The sequence below is a fragment of the Pseudonocardia sp. TRM90224 genome (assembly GCF_021245725.1).
Taxonomy (GTDB): Bacteria; Actinomycetota; Actinomycetes; order Mycobacteriales; family Pseudonocardiaceae; genus Pseudonocardia.
In genome coordinates this window covers 78,112-98,076 of record NZ_JAJGSX010000004.1, presented here as the reverse complement: position 1 = coordinate 98,076, position 19,965 = coordinate 78,112, and the positions used below count along the sequence as shown (strand labels likewise).

The window sequence follows — 19,965 nt, the reverse complement described above, 5'->3', positions numbered from 1 at the left end:
CCTGCCGGCGATCCGCCGAGCCGGTCGCTTCACCACGATCGGATCCCATGTCGATCGGACCGATGGGACAGAAATCAGGGCTGGCCGTCGTGGTCGCGCTGCTCTTGGGGCTTGCAGGAGCGTGCGCATCGGAGCCGGAGCAGGGGGCGTCCGGCTGCACCGCGGCGACGTCGATCGGGCAGATCGCCGGCCGCCCGGCCGGTGACCTCTGTGCCTACAAGGGCATCCCGTACGCCGCTCCGCCGGTCGGCGACCTGCGCTTCAAGCCGCCACAGCCGGCCGCGCCGTGGCAGGACACGCTGCAGGCGACCGACGGCGACCGGGTCTGCCCGCAACCGGCCATCGACGAGGAGGACTACCCGAACGACCAGAAGGCGTTCCTCGACGAGGACTGCCTCCACCTCAACGTCTGGGCCCCGCAGGGCGGCAGCGCGAACCGACCGGTGATCGTCTTCGTGCACGGCGGCGCGGCGCTCTACGGGACGGCAAACGGTGCGCGCTACGACGGCAGCACGCTCGCCGCGGCCGGCGGGGCCGTCGTCGTCACGCTGAACTACCGGCTCGGCGCACTCGGCTGGGCCGAGCTCGGCAACCTCGACCCCACTCTGCGCGGCTCGGGGAACAACGGCTTGCGCGACCAGATCGCGGCCCTGACCTGGGTGCACGACCACATCGCCGATTTCGGCGGCGACCCCGGGAACGTCACGGCGGTGGGCCAGTCCGAGGGTGCGTTCTCGTTGAGCGCGATCCTCGCGACCGACAACCCGCAGCGGCTGTTCCGGCGGGTGGTCCTGGAGAGCGGCTCCGGCTACATGGTCCGCTCGGCGCAGCTGGAGGCCCGAAACTCCGCAACGTTCCTCGCCGCTACCGGCGCGAAGGACATCGCAGCGGTGCGGGCGATGAGCACCGAGGCGCTCCTCGACGCGACCGGGAAGGCGGTCGAGGCGAGCGGCTCGGCCGTCGGCAGCGCAACGTTCTTCGGGCCGTACGTCGACGGGACGCTCGTCAAGGCGCCGACGCTCCAGCGGCTCGCGGAGGGCAACGCCCGCGGCATCGACATGGTCATCGGCACGAACCGCGACGAGGTGCTGTTCTTCGCCCAGTTCGACCCGCGGATCCGGCAGCTCACCGAGCAGGCCTACAGCGCGATCTTCCCGGCGGCCCTCGACCCGCGGCGGGCGGAGGTGGAAGCGGCCTACCACGCCGACCGCCCGGGCGAGAGCGAGAACGACGTCGTGCTGGCGATGGTGAACGACCAGCTGATGCGCGTGCCGGCGACCCGGATGGCCGAAGCGCAGGCCGCCTGGGGGCGCACGTTCATGTACCGGTTCGACTGGGCCCCGCAGAACGGGTTGGGCGCCGTGCATACCGCGGAGCTGCCGTTCGTGTTCGGGACGTTGCGCTTCACCGGCATCCCCGGCGGCGCCGAGGCCATGGAGACCGACCGCGACCGGCTCTCCGCGCTGTCGGAGCGGATGGTCGCGGCCTGGACGACGTTCGCCCGCACCGGCGACCCGAGCACCCCCGACCTCGCCTGGCCCTCGTACGCCCCACCGAAACGCGCAACGATGATCTGGGACCTCGCGCAGACGGTGGAGAACGCACCCCGGGAGACGGAACGGGCGGCGTGGGACGGCTACGCCTTCCCCGCCCTGCCGTAGCCGTCGACAACGACGTTCTGGCTGTTGTGAGCGTTAACAAACAGCCAGAACGTCGTTGTCGACGGTACTGCGGTCGCGCAGACGTTTCCGGTATTCGGTTGCCGGGCGTCGAGTCGCCGGCAATTTCAGGGATTCGCTTGTTCGTTCGCGGCCGCGCTCGCTACTTTCGGGCCAACCCGAAAATTGTTGCTCGGGTAGGCCTGCGGATCGAGGGGAAACAATGCGAAAGCTCGTCGAGCGAATTGCCGATGCCGCGCTGCAGCGGATGGTGCCCAAGATGGATGCCGGTGCGTGCGTCTACGCCGGGGACGAATGCTGCGGCATCCGAGGGCCTGGGGACAGGTGGCTGTGGAGGGACTGCTACATGTGCGGCGGCATGCGCCGGTGCGACTCGTGCTTCAAGGCCAGGTTCGACTGCTGACGCGCGTCAGCCCAAGCGCCTGAGCACGCCGCCCAGCACCCGCTCCGCGGGGAAGTACCCCGCGATCCGGGAGTCGTAGCTGGTGCTCGCGTTGTCGCCGAGCAGTATCAGCTGGCCAGGGGGTACGACCTCGTCCGGTACCGGGATGTCGCCCGGTACCGGATCCCCGGGGATCGCGCCGACCCGCTTGATCATCCAACTGCGTCCACCGGGCCGTCCGGTGACCGGCTGGGACCATCGCCGTCGCGGGTCGAACGGTGAGGGGTCGGGCTGCTCGACCACGACGACATCGCCGACGCGCGCGGTCACCGGGCGTCGGATCACCACCCGGTCGCCTTCGCGATACGTCGGTTGCATGCTTTCGCCTTGCACGGTGACAACGGCGTATCGTCGGCGCACTGCGAGCACTGCCGCGCCCATCGCCGTTGTGCACATCAACCCGATCGCCACCATCTTCAGCACGCGCTCAGGCTACCGTTGGGGGAGTCGTTTCCACGAATTCCGAAAACCATTGAGTCGGCCCGCAGTCACGAGCACCGTCGACCCCGTTCGGATCCACGAATCGATTGGGGTCACGTGGCGCGGATGAGAAGTCTGCTGATCGCCGGTGCGCTGGTCACGGGTGCGCTCGTGCTGCCGGCGGTGCCGGCCGCCGCGGCGGAAGCCGTGCACGCCGGCACCGACGGCACGAAGGTGAACGGGCCGTACCCGCTGGGCATCTGCCAGCGCAACGTCGCCGACGCGCGTCGGCAGGGGGTCGGGACGGTGACCGACTGCTACGCCGGCTACGGCGGCTGGTACTTCACGTGGTTCATCCCCTGATCCCGATCTGCCCACCGTTTTGCCAAGGTGCACGCCGGTTCGGGTGTGCAGGTTGGCAAAACGGTGGGCGCATTGCTGGACGGGGTGCTCCAACTCTCCTGTCCTGTGGAGCCAGGAAAGTGGCTGTCAGGTGAATCGCCGCAGCCACCGCGGTGGACCGGCACCCCGGGATCCAGGCACGGTCTGATCGGGAGTGTGCTGAGAGCTGTCGCGGCAGCCCTGGGCACACTCAACTCACGATCCCGCCCGCTCGGCGACCGCCGGGATGTGCGCGAACGGCACTTTCAGGCCAACCTATCGTTCGAAAGTGCCGTTCGCGCAGCTCACCGCCCTCGCGTGCGCAACGCACACATCCCGGCCGGCCACCACAGCCCCGCCCCTGGCCGCGCCCTGCGCGCCCTGTTCGGGCACCCACCCCGGTCTGCGGTCGCGTACCCGGAGCCGCACCCCGGCACGAATTCATCCCTCGTGGCGACCCGGAGGGCCATGGCGGACTTTCCTGGCAACGTGTGCGTTGCGCACGCATTCTGTTCGGACACCACGCGCGGTGACCGATCATGTACAGCCAGGTTGTCTCAGAGCGTGAGAATCTGAAAGACCCGCTGACGATGCTCGGGTGGCCTCTGCGGGGGTGTCGGACCGGCTAATCTGGCATCTTCGACGCCGACCGAACAGAGAGTTGCCCGTGACATCGTCTGCAAGAAGTCGTGCCGGTTCGGCCCGTGCCTCGGTCCGGGGAGTGACCGAGAAGCGCGCCGAGCTCGCGATCGCGGCATTGCAGACGCTGGCCGAGCTCGGGTTCGCCCGCGCGACACTGCGCGAGATCGCGCAGAATTCGCCATATTCGCACGGCCTCGTGCACTACTACTTCGCCGACAAGGCGGATCTGATCACCGAGTGCGTCAAGCAGTACAAGGCCATCTGCGTCCGGCGCTACGACGGTCTCGTGACCGACGCCGGCACACCCGCTGAGCTGCGCACCAGCTTCGCGCGCGGCCTCGCGGCCAGCCTCGTCGATGACAGCTCGATGCACCGGCTCTGGTACGACCTGCGGTCGCAGTGCATGTTCGAGCAAGGCTTCCGCGACGAGGTCGCGGCGATCGACAAGAGCCTCGAAAAGATGATCTGGCGGATTGTGCGCCGTTATGCGGAGCTGTGCGGCCAGTCGCCGGCCGTCGGTTCCGCGTTCGCCTACAGCCTGTTCGACGGGCTGTTCCAGCACGCGTTGATCCGCCACCTCGACGGGCAGTCGAACGCCGCCAGCACGCTGCGTCGCCAGACCCGTACCGCACTCGACCAGTTGGTGCCCGTCGCTGCGTCGAACAGCTCAGCCGTCGCCAGCTGATCTTGCGTTTTCGTTCCCGGCATCCGGGACGCATTCAGGTTCACCGCCCGCGCTGACGCACTGATACGTCGGTCCCGGCGTGCTTCCTTCCGTGCTGCCTCCAGTGGCTCCTCCTGCGCGTGCTCGGGTGCTGAAGCCATAGCCGGTCTCTTTGACACTTGTCCAGATTTTCCTTGACGAGTGTCCAAAAGGGTGGCTAGCGTTGCCGAACGAACGCGGACCGTGGCGTGCACCAGCCGATGTCCGCATCGCTTCCCGAGGAGCTCACCGATGAGCGCTGTCGACCCGTCAGGGCGCGGCACTCGCCGCCGAGCGCCTGCGGGGTCCGCGCAGCCGAGCGCTGCGCCCCGTCGACTCGATCGAGAGGCACGCACATGACCGACAAGCCCGTTGTCGTCTACGGCGCCACCGGCTACACCGGCCGGCTGATCTGCGAGTACCTGCGCGAGCTGAACGTGCCGTTCGTGGCGGCCGGGCGGTCGAAGCAGCGGCTCGACGACGTGATGTCGGCCAACGTGCCCGGCATCGAGACGGCCGACTACGAGGTGATCGAGGTCGAGCACACCGTCGAGGCGCTCACCGAGCTGTTCACGGGCGCCAAGGTCGTCTGCAACACCGTCGGACCCTTCATCTCCTTCGGCGGCGAGGTCGTCGAGGCCTGCCTGGCGGCCGGCACGCATTACCAGGACACCACCGGTGAGCAGGACTGGCTGCTGCACGCCGAGGCGACCTGGGGTGAGCAGTTCGCGGAGAAGGGCCTCCTGCTCTCGCCGGGGATCGCGCAGATGTACACCACCGGCGAGATCGCGGCGAACATCGCCCTGGAGGCGAAGCCGGGCCTCGACAGCCTCGACATCCTGGTGCTCTGGAAGGGTTTCCCGACCTACGCCTCCACGCAGACGATCTTCACGATCCTGCGCGCCGACTGGTTCCACCTCGTCGAGAACCAGTACGTGAAGTGGGACCCGACCAGCGCGTACGAGGCCGTCGTGCCCGGCCAGCACGACCTGGCGATCGCGGTGCCGTGGGGTGGGCAGAGCACGCCGGTGTGGTTCAAGAACGACCCGCGGGTCGCGACCTGCCGCGCCATCGGCGGCGTGCTGAACCGGCCGGTCATGGAGGGTGTCGTCGCGACCATCAAGATGGTCGAGGAGCAGATCAAGACGCTTCCGGAGGAGGAGCAGGGGCCTGCGCTGGGTAACATCGCGGCCAGCATGCAGGCCGGGATGCCCCCGCGGGAGAACCCGCGGCTCAACACGTCGGTCGACTCGGTGTGGGCGTCCGGCCCGCTCGGCAGGGCGCACTGCGTGATCTACGGCAACTCGAACTACAAGCAGACCGGCCTGCTGCAGGCGTGGGCGGCGTTGTCGCTGCTCCAGCAGCCGCCGCGGCGCGTCGGGTTCGCGTCGGCGTGCCAGGCGTTCGGCCACACCCAGCTGCTCGGCGTGCTGCGCAACTTCGGTCTGGTCCTCGACCCGGTCGTCGAGGTCTACAGCTGACAGGCGCGATCGAGCGGAAGGGAAGGGCCCAGTGACCGAAGAAGGCGAACTCCTGTGGACGCCGAGCGCCGATTTCGTGCAGCGTTCCAACGTCGCCGCGTTCATCTCGTGGCTCACCGAGAACGACCGCGCCGCGGTGCGGGACTACGACGAGCTCTGGCGCTGGTCGGTCGCCGACACCGAGGGCTTCTGGAGTTCGGTGTGGGACTACTTCCGGGTCCGCTCGACCACCCCGTACGACCGGGTGCTCGACGATCCCGCGATGCCGGGGACAGCGTGGTTCCCCGGCTCGCGGGTGAACTACGCGGAGCACCTGCTCCGCTACGCGCGCCTCGCCGATGAGGACGAGACCGTCTTCCACCACTCGTCGGAGACGCGCCCGCAGGCCCGCATGAGCTGGCGCGAGCTGGAGCGCCAGGTCCGGATCGTGGCGACGAAGCTGCGGGCGCTCGGGGTGCGACCGGGCGACCGGGTCGTCGCCTACATGCCCAACGTCCCGGAGACGGCCGTCGCGATGATGGCGACCGTCGCCATCGGTGGCGTGTGGTCGTCGGCGGCGCCCGAGTTCGGCGTCACGACCGTGACCGACCGGTTCAGCCAGATCGGACCGCGTGTCCTGCTGGTCGCCGACGGCTACCGGTTCGGAGGCAAGGACTTCAGCCGCAGCGAGGAGGCGAGCGCCATCGCGGCGGCGCTGCCGAGCCTGCAGCACGTCGTCTGGCTGCCCTACCTCGATGCGGCTGCGCCGGTGCCCGAGGGCCTCCCCGGCCCGCTGACCTGGGACGAGCTGGCCGGCGGCCCTGTCGTCGCCGACGACGAGTTCACGTACGAGCACGTGGCGCACGACCACCCGATCTGGGTGGTGTTCTCCTCCGGCACCACTGGTCTGCCGAAGGCGATCGTGCACAGCCACGTCGGCGTGCTGCTGGAGCACCTCAAGGTGATGCACTTCCACCTCGACCTGCGGCCCGGCTCGACGATGCTCTTCTACACGACCACCGGCTGGATGATGTGGAACCTGCTGCTCTCCGCGCTGCTCACCGGATCCTCTGTGGTGCTCTACGACGGCAGCCCCGGCCACCCGGAGATCGACAAGCTGTGGGAGCTGGCCGCGCAGACCGGTGCGACGTTCTTCGGCGCCAGCCCCACCTACATCCAGATGATGGAGAAGGCCGGCCTGCGGCCAGGTGCGAAGTACGGGCTGTCACGGTTGGAGGCCATGCTGGTCGCCGGGGCGCCGTCGACGCCGGAGACGTTCGCGTGGTGCTACGAGAACGTCAAGCGCGACCTCTGGGTCACCTCGCAGTCGGGTGGCACCGAGCTGTGCAGCGGGTTCGTCGGGGCGTCCCCGACGCTGCCGGTGTACGCGGGTGAGATCCAGACCCGGATGCTCGGGATGGACGTCCACGCGTGGGACGACAACGGCGAGGAGCTCGTCGACGAGGTCGGGGAGCTGGTGGTCACCAGCCCGTTCCCCTCGATGCCGATCCGGTTCTGGAACGACGTCGACGGCAAGCGCTATCACGAGTCGTACTTCGACACCTTCCCCGGCGTGTGGCGCCACGGCGACTTCCTGAAGATCAACAATCGGGGTGGCTGCTACATCTACGGCCGCTCCGATTCCACGCTCAACCGGTACGGCGTGCGGATCGGCACTGCGGAGATCTACCGCGCGGTGGAACGCGAGCCGGAGGTGGCTGACAGCCTGATCGTCTGCTGCGAGCTGGCCGGCGGCACGTTCTTCATGCCGCTGTTCGTCAGCCTCAAACCGGGCAGCGAGATGACCGACGAGCTGCGCCTGCGGCTGGCCAGGCGGCTGCGCGCCGACTGCAGCCCGCGGCACGTCCCCGACAAGATCTACGAGGTCGGCGCGATCCCGTTCACGCTCACCGGGAAGAAGATGGAGGTGCCGGTCCGCAAGATCCTGATGGGCTGGCCCGCTGAGAAGGCGGCCAGCCGCGACGCGATGAGCAACCCCGAGTCGATCGACTACTTCGTCGCGTTCGCCGCCACTTCCACCGACTACACCCGGCCGGGGCACGTGGGCTGAGATGGCCGCCGACACCGCAGAATCCACCGACCGCGCAGAATCCACCGACCGCACCGTCGACAACGTGCTCGGCCAGCAGGTGATGGGCGACTTCCGGCCGAGCGACCTGATCGGCACGGCCCGGTCGCTCGCCGGCGACGCGTTGCGGCGCCCGACCGTGGTCGCGCGCTCGGTGCTCGGGTTCGTCAGCGAGATCGGCCTCGTCGCGGCGGGGGAACGCCATCGGGAACCGGTGCGCGGCGACCGCCGGTTCACCGATGCGCAATGGCGCGAGAACCCGCTCTACGCGGGGTTGCTGCAGGGGTACCTCGCGCTGCGCGAGTCGATGGACCGCTATGCCGAGCGGGCCGGTGGCACCGACCGGCAGTCGGAGCGGATCAGGTTCCTGATGGCGCAGGTCGGCGACGCGTTGGCGCCCACCAACTTCCTGCTCGGGAACCCGGCGGCGCTGCGCAGGGCCCGCGAGACGCGGGGGATGAGCCTGCTGCGCGGTGCCCGCAACGCCCTGGGCGACGTGCGGAGCGGTCGCCCGATCCCGGCGCAGGTCGACGGCACCGCGTTCGAGGTCGGCCGCAACCTCGCGTGCACGCCGGGCTCGGTCGTGCTGCGCACCGAGATGTTCGAGCTGATCCAGTACGCGCCGCAGAGCACGGAGGTGCACGAGCAGCCGATCCTGATCGTGCCCTCGATCGTCAACAAGTTCTACGTGTTCGACCTCGCCCCGGGGCGCAGCGTGATCGAGCATTACGTGCGGAGCGGCTTCACCGTCTACTGCATCGTCTGGCGCAATCCGCAGGCCCGTCACGACCTGTGGGGCATGCAGGAGTACCGCGACGCGATCGACACCGCGCTCGACGCCGCCTCGCAGATCAGCGCGTCCGAGACCGTCAACATGTGGGCCGTGTGCGGCGCGGGTCCGGTAGCCGTCTCGCTCGCGGCGCACCACGCCGCGACCGGCGCAAAGAAGATCAACTCGTTGCTCCTGGTCGTCTCCCCGCTCGATACGGAGGCGATGGCGGAGGCGCCCAGCATCGGGGCGTTCATGGACAAGGACGACCCGGCGGCGCCGGAGCGGGTGGCCGACGCGTTGCGCAACAAGCGGATGAGCGCCAAGGAGTTCACGCTGCTCTTCGCGATGCTGCGGGCCAACGACCTCATCTGGAACTACTGGGTGAGCAACTACCTGATGGGCGACCGGCCGCCCGCGTTCGACGTCCTCTACTGGAACGAGGACGCCACCGGGATGACGGCCCAGTTCAACAGCGACTTCAGCGAGTTCGTCCACGCCAACCCGTTCGTCACGCCCGGCGCGATGCAGGTGCGTGGCACACCGATCGCGGACGTCGCCGAGCTGGGCTTCGACAGCTACGTGCTCGGCGCGAAGAACGACCACCTCTGCGTCTGGCAGAGCGTCTACCGCAGCGCGCAGGTGCTCGGCCCGCGCAGCACGTTCGTGCTCGGCAACAGCGGGCACATCCAGACGATCGTCTGCCCGCCGGAGAACCCGAAGGCGAGCTTCAGCACCGGCGCCGACCTCACGGGTACCGCGCAGGAGTGGCTCGAACGCTCCGAGCGGCACCAGGGCAGCTGGTGGGACCACGGCGTCGCGTGGACGCGCGAGCGCTCCGGCCGGACCGTCGCGGCCCCGGACGTCGCCGGCAGCAGCGAGTACCCGGTGCTGGGACCGGCACCCGGCCGCTACGTGATGGAGCGGGCGTGACCGTCGTGCCGATCGACGACGACGTGGCGCCGTCCGGCCCGATCTCGCGCCGCGAGGTGCGGATCCGGGAGGTCGAGGTGTGCGGCACGGCCGTCCGCACGGCCGTCTGGCCCGGCTCCGCCGCGCACACCCCGTTGTTGCTGTTCAACGGCATCGGGGCGAGCTTCGAGCTGCTCGCGCCGTTCGCCGACGCCGTCGGCGACATCGAGGTGATCGCGTTCGACGTGCCCGGCGCGGGCGGGTCGCAGCTCCCCAAGCTGCCCTACCGGCTATCGACGCTGGCTGTCCTGGTGTCGAAGATGCTCGACGAGCTCGGGTTCGGCCAGGTCGACGTCCTCGGTGTCTCGTGGGGCGGCGCGGCCGCGCAGCAGTTCGCGCTGCAGAACCCGCGCCGCTGCCGGCGGCTGGTGCTCGCCGCGACCTCCCCCGGAGTACTGATGGTGCCGCCGAAGCCGGCGGTGCTGGCGGCGCTGATGACCCCTCGGCGCTTCAACGATCCCGAGTACCGGCGCCGCATCGCCGGCACGATCTACGGCGGGCGGGCGGCGGAGGGGAGTGCGGCCGTCGACCGGTTCCGCCGCACGAGCCACCGCGGCTACCTCCTGCAGCAGTTCGCGCTGGCCGGTTGGTCCAGCCTGCCGTGGCTCGCGCTGCTGCGGCAGCCGACGTTGATCATCGCCGGCTCCGACGACCCGATCATCCCGCTGGTCAACGCCCGCATCCTGGCGCGGCTCATCCGGCGCAGCCGGCTGCTCGTCGTCGACGACGGGCACCTCTTCCTGATCTCCGCGGCGGCCTGGACGGGCCGCGTCGTGCGCGAGTTCCTCGTCGGCGCGCAGCCGCGCTGACCTCCCCGAGAAAGGCTTGTGGTGGGCACACTCGACGGCAAGGTCGCGCTCGTATCCGGCTCCGGCAGGGGGATCGGGCGGGAGATCGCGCTCAAGCTGGCAGGTGAGGGCGCGCGGCTCGTCGTCAACGACCTCGACGCCGCGGTCGCCGACGACACCGCCGCCGCGGTGCGCGAGCTCGGGTCCGGCGCGGTGGCCTGCGCAGGCAACGTCACCGAGCCCGACTTCGGCGAGCGGTTCGTCCGTGCTGCCCTCGACGAGTTCGGCCGCATCGACATCATCGTCAACAACGCCGGCTACACGTGGGACAGCGTCGTGCAGAAGCTGACCGACGAGCAGTGGTACGCGATGATCGACGTGCACATGACCGCTCCCGTGCGGATCCTGCGCGCAGCGGCGCCGTACATCCGGCAGGCCGCGGCCGAGGAGGCAGCGGAGGGCCGGGAGGTGTTCCGCAAGGTCGTCAACATCTCCTCGCTGGCCGGGGTGGGCGGCAATGCGGGCCAGGTCGCCTACGGGGCGGCGAAGGCGGGCGTCAACGGCATCACCCGCGTGATGGCGAAGGAGTGGGGCCGGTTCAAGGTGAACGTCAACTCGGTGGCGTTCGGGCTGATCCGCACGCGCCTCACCGAGGCCCCGGCGGGCACCGGCTCGATCGAGGTCGAGGGCCGCGCCATCGCCGTCGGGGTGAACCCTGACGTCATGCGCACCCTCGAAGCGAGCATCCCGTTGGGGCGCGGCGGCACCCCGCAGGAGGCCGCGGGCGCGGTCTACCTGATGTGCGTCCCGGAATCGGACTACATCAGCGGGCAGACGATCGTCTGCAGCGGCGGCTTCATGTTCTGAATCTCCCCACCGTTTTGGGTGGATGCGCGCTCTGCAGGCGCGCATCCACCCAAAACGATGGGGAAGTTCGTGCGGGTTAGCGGTGGCGGCCGAAGGCGACCGTCTCGCGGAACCGCACGAGCTTCTCCCGGTAGCGCGCGGTCAGCGCCGGGTCGGGGACGTGCCGCGACTCGATCTTCGCCGCGAACCCGCGCACCTCGCCGGCGCCGTAGTGGCCGAGAGCGACCCCCGCCAGGTAGGACGCGCCCTGCGCGGCGCCGTGCCCCGCGGCGGGGCGCAGCACCGGGAGCCCGGTCGCGTCGGCCTTGATCTGCAGCCAGGCCGGCGAGCGCGCGCCGCCGCCGGTGCAGCGCAGCGACGCCAGCTCGAAGCCGTGGCGGCGCACCTGCTCCAGGTCGTCGGCGAGCGCCAGCGCCGAGCCTTCGAGCGTGGCGAGCATCAGCTCGACGGCGTCGGTGTCGAGGTCGATGCCGTCGACGGTGCCGCGGGCGTGCGGGTCCCAGCCCGGCGTCCGCTCGCCGGCGAGGCTGGGCACGACGGTCAGCCGCGACGGCCGGTCGCGCTCCAGCAGCGGGCCGGATTCGCGCAGGTCGGAGCCGTCGACCAGGCCGTTGAGCCAGTCGACGGCCGCGCCGGACGTCACCTGCGCCGTGATCAGGAGATCAACCGACGGCAGCGCCGAGCGGCAGTGGATGAAGCCGGGGACGTGCGTGCCGGGCGCAACCGGCAGCATCGTGACCGTCGAGAAGCCGGTCATCTCGACGACGGGGTCGCCGACGGCGAGCGAGCCGGCCTCCAGGCAGGCGCCGACGGCGTCGCTGCCGCCAGCAACGACCGGCGTGCCCTCCGGGATGCCCGTCGCGGCCGCGGCGGCCGACGTCACCCCGCCGACCACGGTGGTCGGGGCGACCACCTCGGGGAGCAGCTCGACGCCGTGCCCGGCGAGCCGCTCGTCGAACCGGCCGGCGGCCTCGTCGAAGCCCTGCATGAGCGAGGCCGTCGTGTCGTCGAGGCTGAACCCGCCGGTCAGGCGCAAGACGATGTAGCCGTTGGCGGCGACGACCCGGTGCGTGCGCCCGGCGATGTCCGGACGCTCCCGGCGCAGCCAGGGCAGCTTGCCGGTGCCGAAGTAGGGGTCGGGCCCGTTGCGGCTGGGCGCGATGTCGGCGAGCCGGCGCGCGTCGTCGACGGCGCGGCGGTCCAGCCAGGTCAGCGCCGGACCCGTCGCCGCCGTGTCGGCACCGACCGGGACGAGCGTCGGAGCCTGGCTGGTCACTGCCACCCCGAGCACATCGTGCCCGGCAACGACCTGGGGTGCGAGAGCGGTGACCGTCCGCCACCAGTCGTCCGGGTCCTGCTCGGCACCGCCGCCCGCGGTGGAGAGCGCGTGCGGAGCGGTCGCCTCGGCTATGAGCGCGCCGTCGGTGCCGGTCGCCACGATCTTCACGGAGCTGGTGCCGACGTCGACACCGAGCAGGACGGACGCCATCCGATGATCGTAGGTGCCGGTCTCACCGGAAGGCGGCGATGTGGCGCTGGACCCAGTCGGCGAAGGTGCGGGGCGCGCGGCCGAGGACCCGCGCGACATCAGGGCTGATCCGCTGCTCGGCGGCGTTGGGCTCGCCGATGGCATCAAGGGTGGTCTCCACCACGGGCTCGGGCATGAACCGCGCCATCTGCGCGTGCGCTTCCTCGCGGGTCTGCTCGACGAACCGGATGGGCTCACCGAGCGCGTCGGCGATCACGTCGGCCCGTTGCCGGGGTGTGCTGAGGGCAGGCCCGGTCAACTCGTAGAACTGCCCGCCGTGACCGTCCTCGCGCAAGGCTGCCGCGGCGACCTCGGCGATGTCGGCAGGGTCGACGATCGGCAGGCCGACGTCACCGAACGGTGCGGCGACCGTCCGTCGGGCCCGGACCGACTCGGCCCATGCATACGCGTTGGAGCTGAAGCCACCCGGTCGCAGGATCGTCCAGTCAGTGCCCGACTGCCGAACGGCGTCCTCGAACTCCCGCATCATGCCTCCATGCGACGCCGACTGCGCTCGGGTGACGACTCCTATGGAAGACAGCAACACGATGCGTCCGACTCCGCCGGCTTTCGCGACGTCGAGGATGTCCCGCGGGTTCAACAGATGGGCACTGGCCCCGCCGTCGTGCAGGAACAGCGCGTCGGCGCCGTTGAAGATGGGCCGCAGGCTTTCAGGGGTGGTCAGGTCTGCCTGCCGGCGCCGGACGCCCTCCGGCACGGTCGTGTCCGAGACCCCACGGGACACTGCCGTCACCTGCTCACCGACGGCGGCGAGTGCCTGCACGAGCGGGCGGCCGACGTTGCCGGTCGCTCCCGACACCACGATCATTTTCGAACCCCCGGTTCCCGGATTTCTCTGTGGACCCGGCGAAGCTACTGTCGAGGAGCTAGTAGGTACCTAGAGGAAAGTGACGGTCGAGGTGACTGAGACCACAACCGCGGTCCCTCCGGAGCTGGCGTGCCCGATCGCTCCCGTGGTCGACATCGTTTTCAGCCGGTGGACCACGCCGATCCTGTGGGCGCTCAACGAGTACGGACGGCACCGGTTCGTGGAACTGGAACGCCGCATCACCACGATCACACCCAAGGTGCTGACCCAGCGGCTGCGGCAGCTGGAACGCGACGGGCTCGTAGTGCGCACCTACCACCCCGAGGTGCCACCCCGTGTGGAGTACGAAATCACCGACCTGGGACGTAGCCTGGGACCTCTTTTCGCGACACTCGCGGAATGGTCCGGCAACTTGGACAAGGTCGAACAGGCACGCGTGGACTACGACGCGAAATCACGGCCTCGCAGCCGCCGTCCCTGATCTCCGGCCGGACACTTCCACGGAATCCGGTGCATTCCAGTACCCGGACGAAAGGGCCGCTCGTTTGCTCAGCCGGCCTGCTCAGAGCGTCCCGGCGATGCGCTCCGCCGTCTCCCGCAGCAGCGCCACCCACTCCGGCACCCGGTCGCGCGAGTAGCGGGCCGTCGGCATCGCGAGCGAGACCGCCGCGGTATCGGTGATCGCGCACCCGATCGCGGTGACGCCGGCCTCGGTGGCCTGGTTGTTCACCCCGAACTCCTGCTTGCGGACCTGGCGCAGCGCCCGTTGCAACGCCGGCACGTCGACGGCCGTCCCGGCGTACGCGGCGGCGATCTCGGCGGGCGGGCGCCGGGCGAGCAGCACCTTGCCACCTGACGTGAGGTGCGCCGGCAGCGTGCGACCCTCGCGGTCGCCCACCCGCAGCACGTGCGTGCACTCGACGGTGGCGATGAAGAGGACCTGGTCGCCGAGCAGCACCGTCAGGTTGGCGGTCTCGCCGCTGCGCTCGACGAGCGTCCGCAGGTGGGGCAGCGCGGCCGCACGCAGGTGCTCGTGGCCGGCGTCCGCCGGCAGGGTCCCGCGCAGCGCCGGCCCGGCGATGTAGCGCCGGTCGGAGTCTTGCTCGGCGAAGTCGTGGTAGACGAGCATGGCCAGCAGCCGGTGCGCCGTCGAGCGGGCGACCCCGAGCCGCTCCGCGACGTCGGTGACCCGCTGCGGGCCCTCCCGCTGCAGCAGCACCGCCAGCCGGAGCGCGTGGTCGACCGACTCGATGCCGTACGCCGGCTTGTTCCGCACCCCAGAATTCTCCCTTCGGCACACCAGAACGCGACTATCTTTCCCCAGGATGGTCGAAAGGAGTGTCCCCCCGTGACCCTCTCGCCCGTGAGCCTCAAGGCGCTCGACGCACCGGGACAGCCGACCCCGTCCCCGGAGCTGGACGAGCTGTACCGCGGATTCGAGCGTGAGCTGCTGGTGCCGCTCTGGACCGAGATCGGCGACCTCATGCCGACGAGCCCGCGTCCTGCCGCCGTCGCGCACCGGTGGCGGTGGTCGGAGCTGGTCGAGCTGGCCGAGCGCGCGGGCGAGCTGGTGCCGGTCGGGCGCGGCGGCGAGCGGCGGGCGATCGCCCTCGCCAACCCCGGTCTCGGCGGCGCCCCGTTCGCGACGCCGACGCTGTGGGCCGCGATCCAGTACCTGAACCCGCGCGAGGACGCGCCGGTGCACCGCCACACCCAGCACGCCTTCCGGTTCGTCGTGGAGGGCGAAGGCGTCTGGACGGTCGTCGACGGCGACCCGGTCGCGATGCGCCGCGGCGACTTCCTGCTCACCCCGGGATGGCGGTTCCACGGCCACCACAATCAGAGCGACACACCGATGGCATGGCTGGACGGGCTGGACATCCCGTTCGTCCACGCCACCGGCTCGGCGTTCTTCGAGCTGGGGCCGGACGCCGTCGAGGACCGCTCGACGCCTGTGCGCTCGCGCGCCGAGCGGCTGTGGGCGCATCCGGGCCTGCGGCCGGTCTCGCAGCCTTCGCCGGCGCCGAGCTCGCCCATCGCGGCCTACCGGTGGGAGCACACCGACGCCGCGCTCGCCGACCAGCTGGCGCTGGAGGACGAGGGGCATCCAGGGGTGATCGAGCCGGGGCACGCGGCCGTCCGGTTCACCAACCCGACAACGGGCGGCGACGTGATGCCGACGATCCGCGCGGAGATGCACCGGCTGCGGGCGGGCGTCCGAACGGCGTCGCGGCGCGAGGTCGGTTCGGCGGTCTGGCAGGTCTTCGACGGCGAGGGCGTCGCGCGGGTGGCGGAGCGGGAGTGGCCGGTCGGGCGCGGTGACCTCGTCGTCGTGCCGTCGTGGGTGCCGCTGACGTTCACCGCGGGCGCCGGGCTCGACCTCTTCCGGTTCAGCGACACCCCGATCTTCGAGCGGCTGCACGCCGACCGGGTGGAGGTCGAGCAGGGGCCGTGAGCACGGACGTCGTTGTTGTCGGCGGCGGCATCGGTGGGCTCGCCGCTGCGCTCGCCGTGAGCCGGACGGGCTGCGCGGTGCGGGTGCTGGAGCAGGCGTCGCGGTTCGGCGAGGTGGGCGCCGGCCTGCAGATCGCGCCGAACGCCACGCGGATCCTGCGCGAGTGGGGGCTGCTCGACGAGGTCGTGGCCGCCGGAGTGCTGCCGCGCAGGGCTGTGCTGCGCGACGCCGTCGACGGGCGCGAGCTCACCCACCTGGACCTCGCCGACGTCGAGCGGCGCTACGGGGCGCCGTACGTCGTGATCCACCGCAGCGACCTGCACGCCGTGCTCCTCGACGCGTGCCGGGCCGCCGGTGTGGAGCTGGTGACCGGGGTCGACGTCACCGGCGTCGAGCAGGCTGCCGACAGCGCCGTAGCGGTCAGCGCGGGCAGGCGCGACACCGGGCGGGTCGTGCTCGGCGCCGATGGGCTGGGCTCGGTGCTGCGCCGGCAGCTGAGCGGCGACGAGCCGGTCAGCTCGGCGTACGTCGCGTACCGCGGCACGCTGCCCGTCGCAGACACCCCTGATGCCCCGGACGTGGCGCTGCGCGACGTCGTGATCTACATCGGGCCGCACTGCCACTTCGTGCAGTACCCGCTGCGCGGCGGGGAGTTGCTGAACCAGGTTGCGGTGTTCCGTTCGCCGCGGGCGGTTGCCGGTGAAGCCGATTGGGGCACGCCCGACGAGCTGGACGCCGCGTTCGCCGGGACGTGCGAGCTGGTGCGGTCGGGGCTGCCGCACCTCTGGCGCGACCGGTGGTGGCGGATGTACGACCGCGAGCCGATCACCACGTGGGTGGACCGGCGGCTCGCGCTCGTCGGCGACGCCGCCCACCCGATGCTGCAGTACCTCGCCCAGGGCGCCTGCCAGGCGATGGAGGACGCGCACTGCCTCGCGGCGCAAATAGAGAACGGGTCGGGCTGGGATGCGGCGCTGCGCGACTATGCCGAGATCCGGACGGTCCGCACCGCCCGCGTGCAGCGCACCGCGCGCGACTGGGGCGACCTGTGGCACTGCGACGGCCTCTTCCGCTCGGTCCGCAACGCGATGCTGCGCGACCGCGACCCCCACGACTACCGCTACGTCGACTGGCTCTACGCGCCCGGCGAAGCCGTCGACAACGACGTTATGGCTGTTGTTAGCGCTCACAAACAGCCATGACGTCGTTGTCGACGCTCACCGGCACCCCTTCGCCCCCGTTTTCGCTGGTCTGGCAGGGTGCTGGCGTGAGCGAGCTTGCGAGCTCACCATTCGGCAGAGCAGCGCAGCGAACGCTGCCGACGAGCGACAGCGAGGAGGCGGCGTGAGCGGAGCAACCGTCGTCGAGGACCGTGATGCTTCCGACCCGGAGGTCGACGCCGCGCTGGCCGCCGGCGCCGGCCCGAAGGTGTTCCGGCGCTGCACGTTCGTCGAGGCGGATCTGACGGAGCTCGACCTCTCCGGCATCGGGTTCGAGCAGTGCACGATGACCGGGGCGCGGTTCACCGGCTCCGATCTCGACGGCGTCCAGTTCGTCGGCGGCAGCCTCGCCGGCGCCGACCTCACCCGCACCGACCTGACCGACGCCGCCTTCGAGGGCGTCGACCTCACCGGGGCGCGGTTCACCGCGTCGCTGCTCACCGACACCACGTTCGACGAGTGCCGCCTCATCGGCGCCGACCTGACGTCGCTGCGCGGGGTCGCGATGACCTTCCGCTTCGACCGCAGCACGCTGCAGCTGGCCAACCTGCAGGATGCAGTGCTGAAGGGGTTGCGGTTCGTCGAGGTCGACCTCAGCGAGGCCGACCTGCGCGGCGCCGACCTCCGTGAGACCACGTTCACCCGCTGCCAGCTGCGGGGGACGCTGCTGGACGACACCAAGCTCCTCGACGCCGACCTGCGCGGCGCCGACCTCGGTGAGTTGACCGCCGACTCGCCGCGGCAGCTCGTCGGCGCGATCATCTCGACTGCGCAGGCGGCCGGGATCTGCTCGGCGCTCGGCCTCCAGGTGATCGACTGAGCGGTTGTTCCGAGGTTCGTCGAATTGATGCGCTTCACTCGCGAGCCGACCATACGCTCGCAGAATGATCCAGGTTCTCAAAGACATCAGCGACAAGATGCTCGAGCTCGTCGTTCCGACGGAGTCGGCCGACGCCGCAGCGTGCCAGGAACGCTATGTGTGCGAGTACATCGGCACGCATTCGCGCCTGATCAAGTACACCACGTCCTGCACGTCCTACCTGGTCTGCACGGACTGCTGCTGACACCGGTGCCGAAGTTCCCCACCGTTTTGCCAACCTGCACACCTTGCAGGGTGTGTGGATAGGCAAAATGGTGGGGAAGTTCGGGACGGTGGCGTGCGACGATATCCGTGATGCATGACATCACGATCTTCAGCGGTTCTGCCCATCGCGAGCTCGCCTCGGCGATCTGCCATCACCTCGAGGTGCCGCTCGCCCCGTCCCGGCTCACGCGGTTCGCCAGCGACTGCCTCGAGGTGCAGCTGCTCGCCAACTGCCGCGAACGCGACGTCTTCATCGTCCAGCCGCTCGTGGCGCCGGTGCAGGAGCACCTCGTCGAGCTGCTGCTGATGCTTGATGCCGCGCGCGGTGCGTCCGCGGCGCGGATCACGGTCGTGATGCCGCACTACGCCTACGCGCGTTCGGACAAGAAGAACGCCCCGCGGATCTCGATCGGCGGGCGGCTCGTCGCCGACCTGCTGCAGACCGCGGGCGCCAACCGCGTCCTGACGATGACGCTGCACTCGCCGCAGGTGCACGGGTTCTTCGGCGTCCCGGTCGATCACCTGCACGCGTTGCGCGAGCTGGCGGCCCACTTCGCCACCATGGATCTCACCAACGGTGTCGTCGTCTCGCCCGACCTCGGCAACGCGAAGGAGGCGTCGCGGTTCGCGCGGATCCTCGGCGTCCCGGTCGCCGCGGCGGCCAAGGAGCGGATCTCCGACGACAAGGTCGTGATCAGCTCGATCATCGGTGACGTCCGCGGCCGCGACGTCGTCGTGCTCGACGACGAGATCGCCCGCGGCAGCACGATCGTCGAGCTGCTCGACCGCCTCGCCGAGCAGGACGTCAGGTCGGTCCGGGTCGCCTGCACCCACGGCCTGTTCGCTGATGGTGCCCTGGACCGCATCGGCGGGCGCGACGACGTCACCGAGATCGTCTGCACGAACACCTGCCCGGTACCGGGTGCCGACGCCGCCCCGAAGCTGACGGTGCTCTCCGTCGCGCCCGCGCTGGCCGAGGCGGTGCGGCGGATCCACAACGGCGAGTCCGTCAGCGTCCTGTTCGACTAGGAGCGCCCTGAACGACTGGGACCTACTGCGCGGCCCCAGTCGTTCAGGACCCTCCTAGAACTTCCCCACCGTTTTGGGTGGATGCGCGCGCTGCAGGCGCGCAAGTGCACAAAACGGTGGGGAAGTTCGGTCAGCTTCCGTCGTAGGGCGGCGCTTCGCCCCAGCCCCATCGCGGTGTCGGGGCGTTCGGCGGGGGCGTGGCGCCGGCGGCGGAGTTGCCCTTCGCGATGCGGGTGCCCCACTCGACGTACGCGACGAACGCCGAACGGAACTCCGGGTCGTCCGGCAGTCCGGCCTCGTCGGCGCTGGACGCGATGAGCGCGGCCCAGCGGGCCCGCCGCTCCTCGGTGATCTCGAGCCCGATGTGGTGGCTGAGCATCGCGGGGTAGCCGCCGAGCTGGTCGGTGTAGTCGGTCGGGCCGCCGAAGACCTCGCCGAGCCAGCGCGCGACGTGGTCGCGGTGGTCGGGACTCATGTTGCGGAAGACGGGTTCGAGCAGCGGGTCGGCGAGCACGCGGTCGTAGAAGACCTGCGTCAGGCGGTGCAGCGCCTCGGAACCGCCGCACCATTCGTAGAGGGTGGGAGGAGTGTCTGTCACCCGCACATGA

Annotated in this window: 19 protein-coding genes; 14 read left to right on the top strand and 5 right to left on the bottom strand. The window is 70.4% G+C overall.

The window, feature by feature from the left end; all coding sequences use genetic code 11:
• Nucleotides 1-47 precede the first annotated feature (47 nt).
• Nucleotides 48-1,661, top strand: a complete 1,614-nt coding sequence (locus LL648_RS08905; RefSeq protein WP_232661978.1) for a carboxylesterase/lipase family protein — start codon at nucleotides 48-50, stop codon at nucleotides 1,659-1,661.
• A gap of 427 nt (nucleotides 1,662-2,088) precedes the next feature.
• On the opposite strand, the gene LL648_RS08900 is transcribed toward LL648_RS08905, so the two are convergent.
• Entirely contained in the window at nucleotides 2,089-2,517 is a 429-nt protein-coding gene (locus LL648_RS08900; RefSeq protein ID WP_255684977.1) for a S26 family signal peptidase, read from the bottom strand.
• A gap of 150 nt (nucleotides 2,518-2,667) precedes the next feature.
• On the opposite strand from LL648_RS08900, the gene LL648_RS08895 reads away from it, so the two are divergent.
• The 7 genes from LL648_RS08895 to LL648_RS08865 all read left to right on the top strand — a co-directional run bounded on the left by LL648_RS08895 (nucleotide 2,668) and on the right by LL648_RS08865 (nucleotide 11,212).
• On the top strand, nucleotides 2,668-2,904 hold the full coding sequence (locus LL648_RS08895) for a hypothetical protein (RefSeq protein ID WP_232661977.1): 237 nt from the start codon (nucleotides 2,668-2,670) through the stop codon (nucleotides 2,902-2,904).
• Nucleotides 2,905-3,643: 739 nt separating this feature from the next.
• Nucleotides 3,644-4,249 (top strand): TetR/AcrR family transcriptional regulator, encoded by a 606-nt coding sequence (locus LL648_RS08890; protein WP_232661976.1) that lies wholly within the window; start codon nucleotides 3,644-3,646, stop codon nucleotides 4,247-4,249.
• A gap of 374 nt (nucleotides 4,250-4,623) precedes the next feature.
• Nucleotides 4,624-5,748 (top strand): DUF5938 domain-containing protein, encoded by a 1,125-nt coding sequence (locus tag LL648_RS08885; protein WP_232661975.1) that lies wholly within the window; start codon nucleotides 4,624-4,626, stop codon nucleotides 5,746-5,748.
• A 31-nt stretch (nucleotides 5,749-5,779) separates the two neighbouring features.
• Nucleotides 5,780-7,798, top strand: coding sequence for an acetoacetate--CoA ligase (locus LL648_RS08880; RefSeq protein WP_232661974.1), 2,019 nt, complete (start codon nucleotides 5,780-5,782; stop codon nucleotides 7,796-7,798).
• A gap of 1 nt (nucleotide 7,799) precedes the next feature.
• The gene (locus tag LL648_RS08875; protein ID WP_232661973.1) at nucleotides 7,800-9,518 is read left to right on the top strand and encodes an alpha/beta fold hydrolase; all 1,719 of its coding nucleotides are present in this window, start codon (nucleotides 7,800-7,802) and stop codon (nucleotides 9,516-9,518) included.
• On the top strand, nucleotides 9,515-10,366 hold the full coding sequence (phaZ, locus tag LL648_RS08870) for a poly(3-hydroxyalkanoate) depolymerase (RefSeq protein WP_232661972.1): 852 nt from the start codon (nucleotides 9,515-9,517) through the stop codon (nucleotides 10,364-10,366). Before LL648_RS08875 ends, phaZ begins: the two co-directional genes overlap by 4 nt.
• 21 nt (nucleotides 10,367-10,387) lie before the next feature.
• Complete coding sequence (locus tag LL648_RS08865; RefSeq protein WP_232661971.1) at nucleotides 10,388-11,212, top strand: SDR family NAD(P)-dependent oxidoreductase; 825 nt, start codon at nucleotides 10,388-10,390, stop codon at nucleotides 11,210-11,212.
• Nucleotides 11,213-11,288: 76 nt separating this feature from the next.
• Here the strand turns inward: LL648_RS08865 and LL648_RS08860 are convergent, their stop codons facing one another.
• Nucleotides 11,289-12,701, bottom strand: coding sequence for a xylulokinase (locus LL648_RS08860; RefSeq protein WP_232661970.1), 1,413 nt, complete (start codon nucleotides 12,699-12,701; stop codon nucleotides 11,289-11,291).
• A 22-nt stretch (nucleotides 12,702-12,723) separates the two neighbouring features.
• Nucleotides 12,724-13,569, bottom strand: a complete 846-nt coding sequence (locus LL648_RS08855; RefSeq protein ID WP_232661969.1) for an NAD(P)H-binding protein — start codon at nucleotides 13,567-13,569, stop codon at nucleotides 12,724-12,726.
• Nucleotides 13,570-13,660: 91 nt separating this feature from the next.
• Between LL648_RS08855 and LL648_RS08850 the strand changes: the two genes are divergently transcribed.
• Complete coding sequence (locus LL648_RS08850) at nucleotides 13,661-14,050, top strand: winged helix-turn-helix transcriptional regulator (protein WP_232662049.1); 390 nt, start codon at nucleotides 13,661-13,663, stop codon at nucleotides 14,048-14,050.
• A gap of 81 nt (nucleotides 14,051-14,131) precedes the next feature.
• On the opposite strand, the gene LL648_RS08845 is transcribed toward LL648_RS08850, so the two are convergent.
• Nucleotides 14,132-14,845, bottom strand: coding sequence for an IclR family transcriptional regulator (locus LL648_RS08845; RefSeq protein ID WP_232661968.1), 714 nt, complete (start codon nucleotides 14,843-14,845; stop codon nucleotides 14,132-14,134).
• A gap of 72 nt (nucleotides 14,846-14,917) precedes the next feature.
• Here LL648_RS08845 and LL648_RS08840 point away from each other — a divergent pair, with 72 nt between their 5' ends.
• The 5 genes from LL648_RS08840 to LL648_RS08820 all read left to right on the top strand — a co-directional run bounded on the left by LL648_RS08840 (nucleotide 14,918) and on the right by LL648_RS08820 (nucleotide 19,357).
• A complete protein-coding gene (locus LL648_RS08840; protein WP_232661967.1) occupies nucleotides 14,918-16,024 on the top strand; it encodes a cupin domain-containing protein in 1,107 nt (368 codons plus the stop codon).
• Nucleotides 16,021-17,226 carry an FAD-dependent monooxygenase gene (locus LL648_RS08835; protein ID WP_232661966.1) on the top strand — a complete coding sequence of 402 codons (1,206 nt, stop codon included), beginning with the start codon at nucleotides 16,021-16,023 and terminating at the stop codon, nucleotides 17,224-17,226. The genes LL648_RS08840 and LL648_RS08835 overlap by 4 nt, the downstream gene beginning before the upstream one ends.
• 142 nt (nucleotides 17,227-17,368) lie before the next feature.
• Nucleotides 17,369-18,064, top strand: a complete 696-nt coding sequence (locus LL648_RS08830; protein ID WP_232661965.1) for a pentapeptide repeat-containing protein — start codon at nucleotides 17,369-17,371, stop codon at nucleotides 18,062-18,064.
• A 64-nt stretch (nucleotides 18,065-18,128) separates the two neighbouring features.
• On the top strand, nucleotides 18,129-18,308 hold the full coding sequence (locus tag LL648_RS08825) for a hypothetical protein (RefSeq protein ID WP_232661964.1): 180 nt from the start codon (nucleotides 18,129-18,131) through the stop codon (nucleotides 18,306-18,308).
• A 110-nt stretch (nucleotides 18,309-18,418) separates the two neighbouring features.
• On the top strand, nucleotides 18,419-19,357 hold the full coding sequence (locus LL648_RS08820; RefSeq protein WP_232661963.1) for a ribose-phosphate diphosphokinase: 939 nt from the start codon (nucleotides 18,419-18,421) through the stop codon (nucleotides 19,355-19,357).
• A 130-nt stretch (nucleotides 19,358-19,487) separates the two neighbouring features.
• Here the strand turns inward: LL648_RS08820 and LL648_RS08815 are convergent, their stop codons facing one another.
• Nucleotides 19,488-19,955: a group II truncated hemoglobin gene (locus tag LL648_RS08815; RefSeq protein WP_232661962.1), complete on the bottom strand. Its 468-nt coding sequence runs from the start codon at nucleotides 19,953-19,955 to the stop codon at nucleotides 19,488-19,490.
• Nucleotides 19,956-19,965 lie beyond the last annotated feature (10 nt).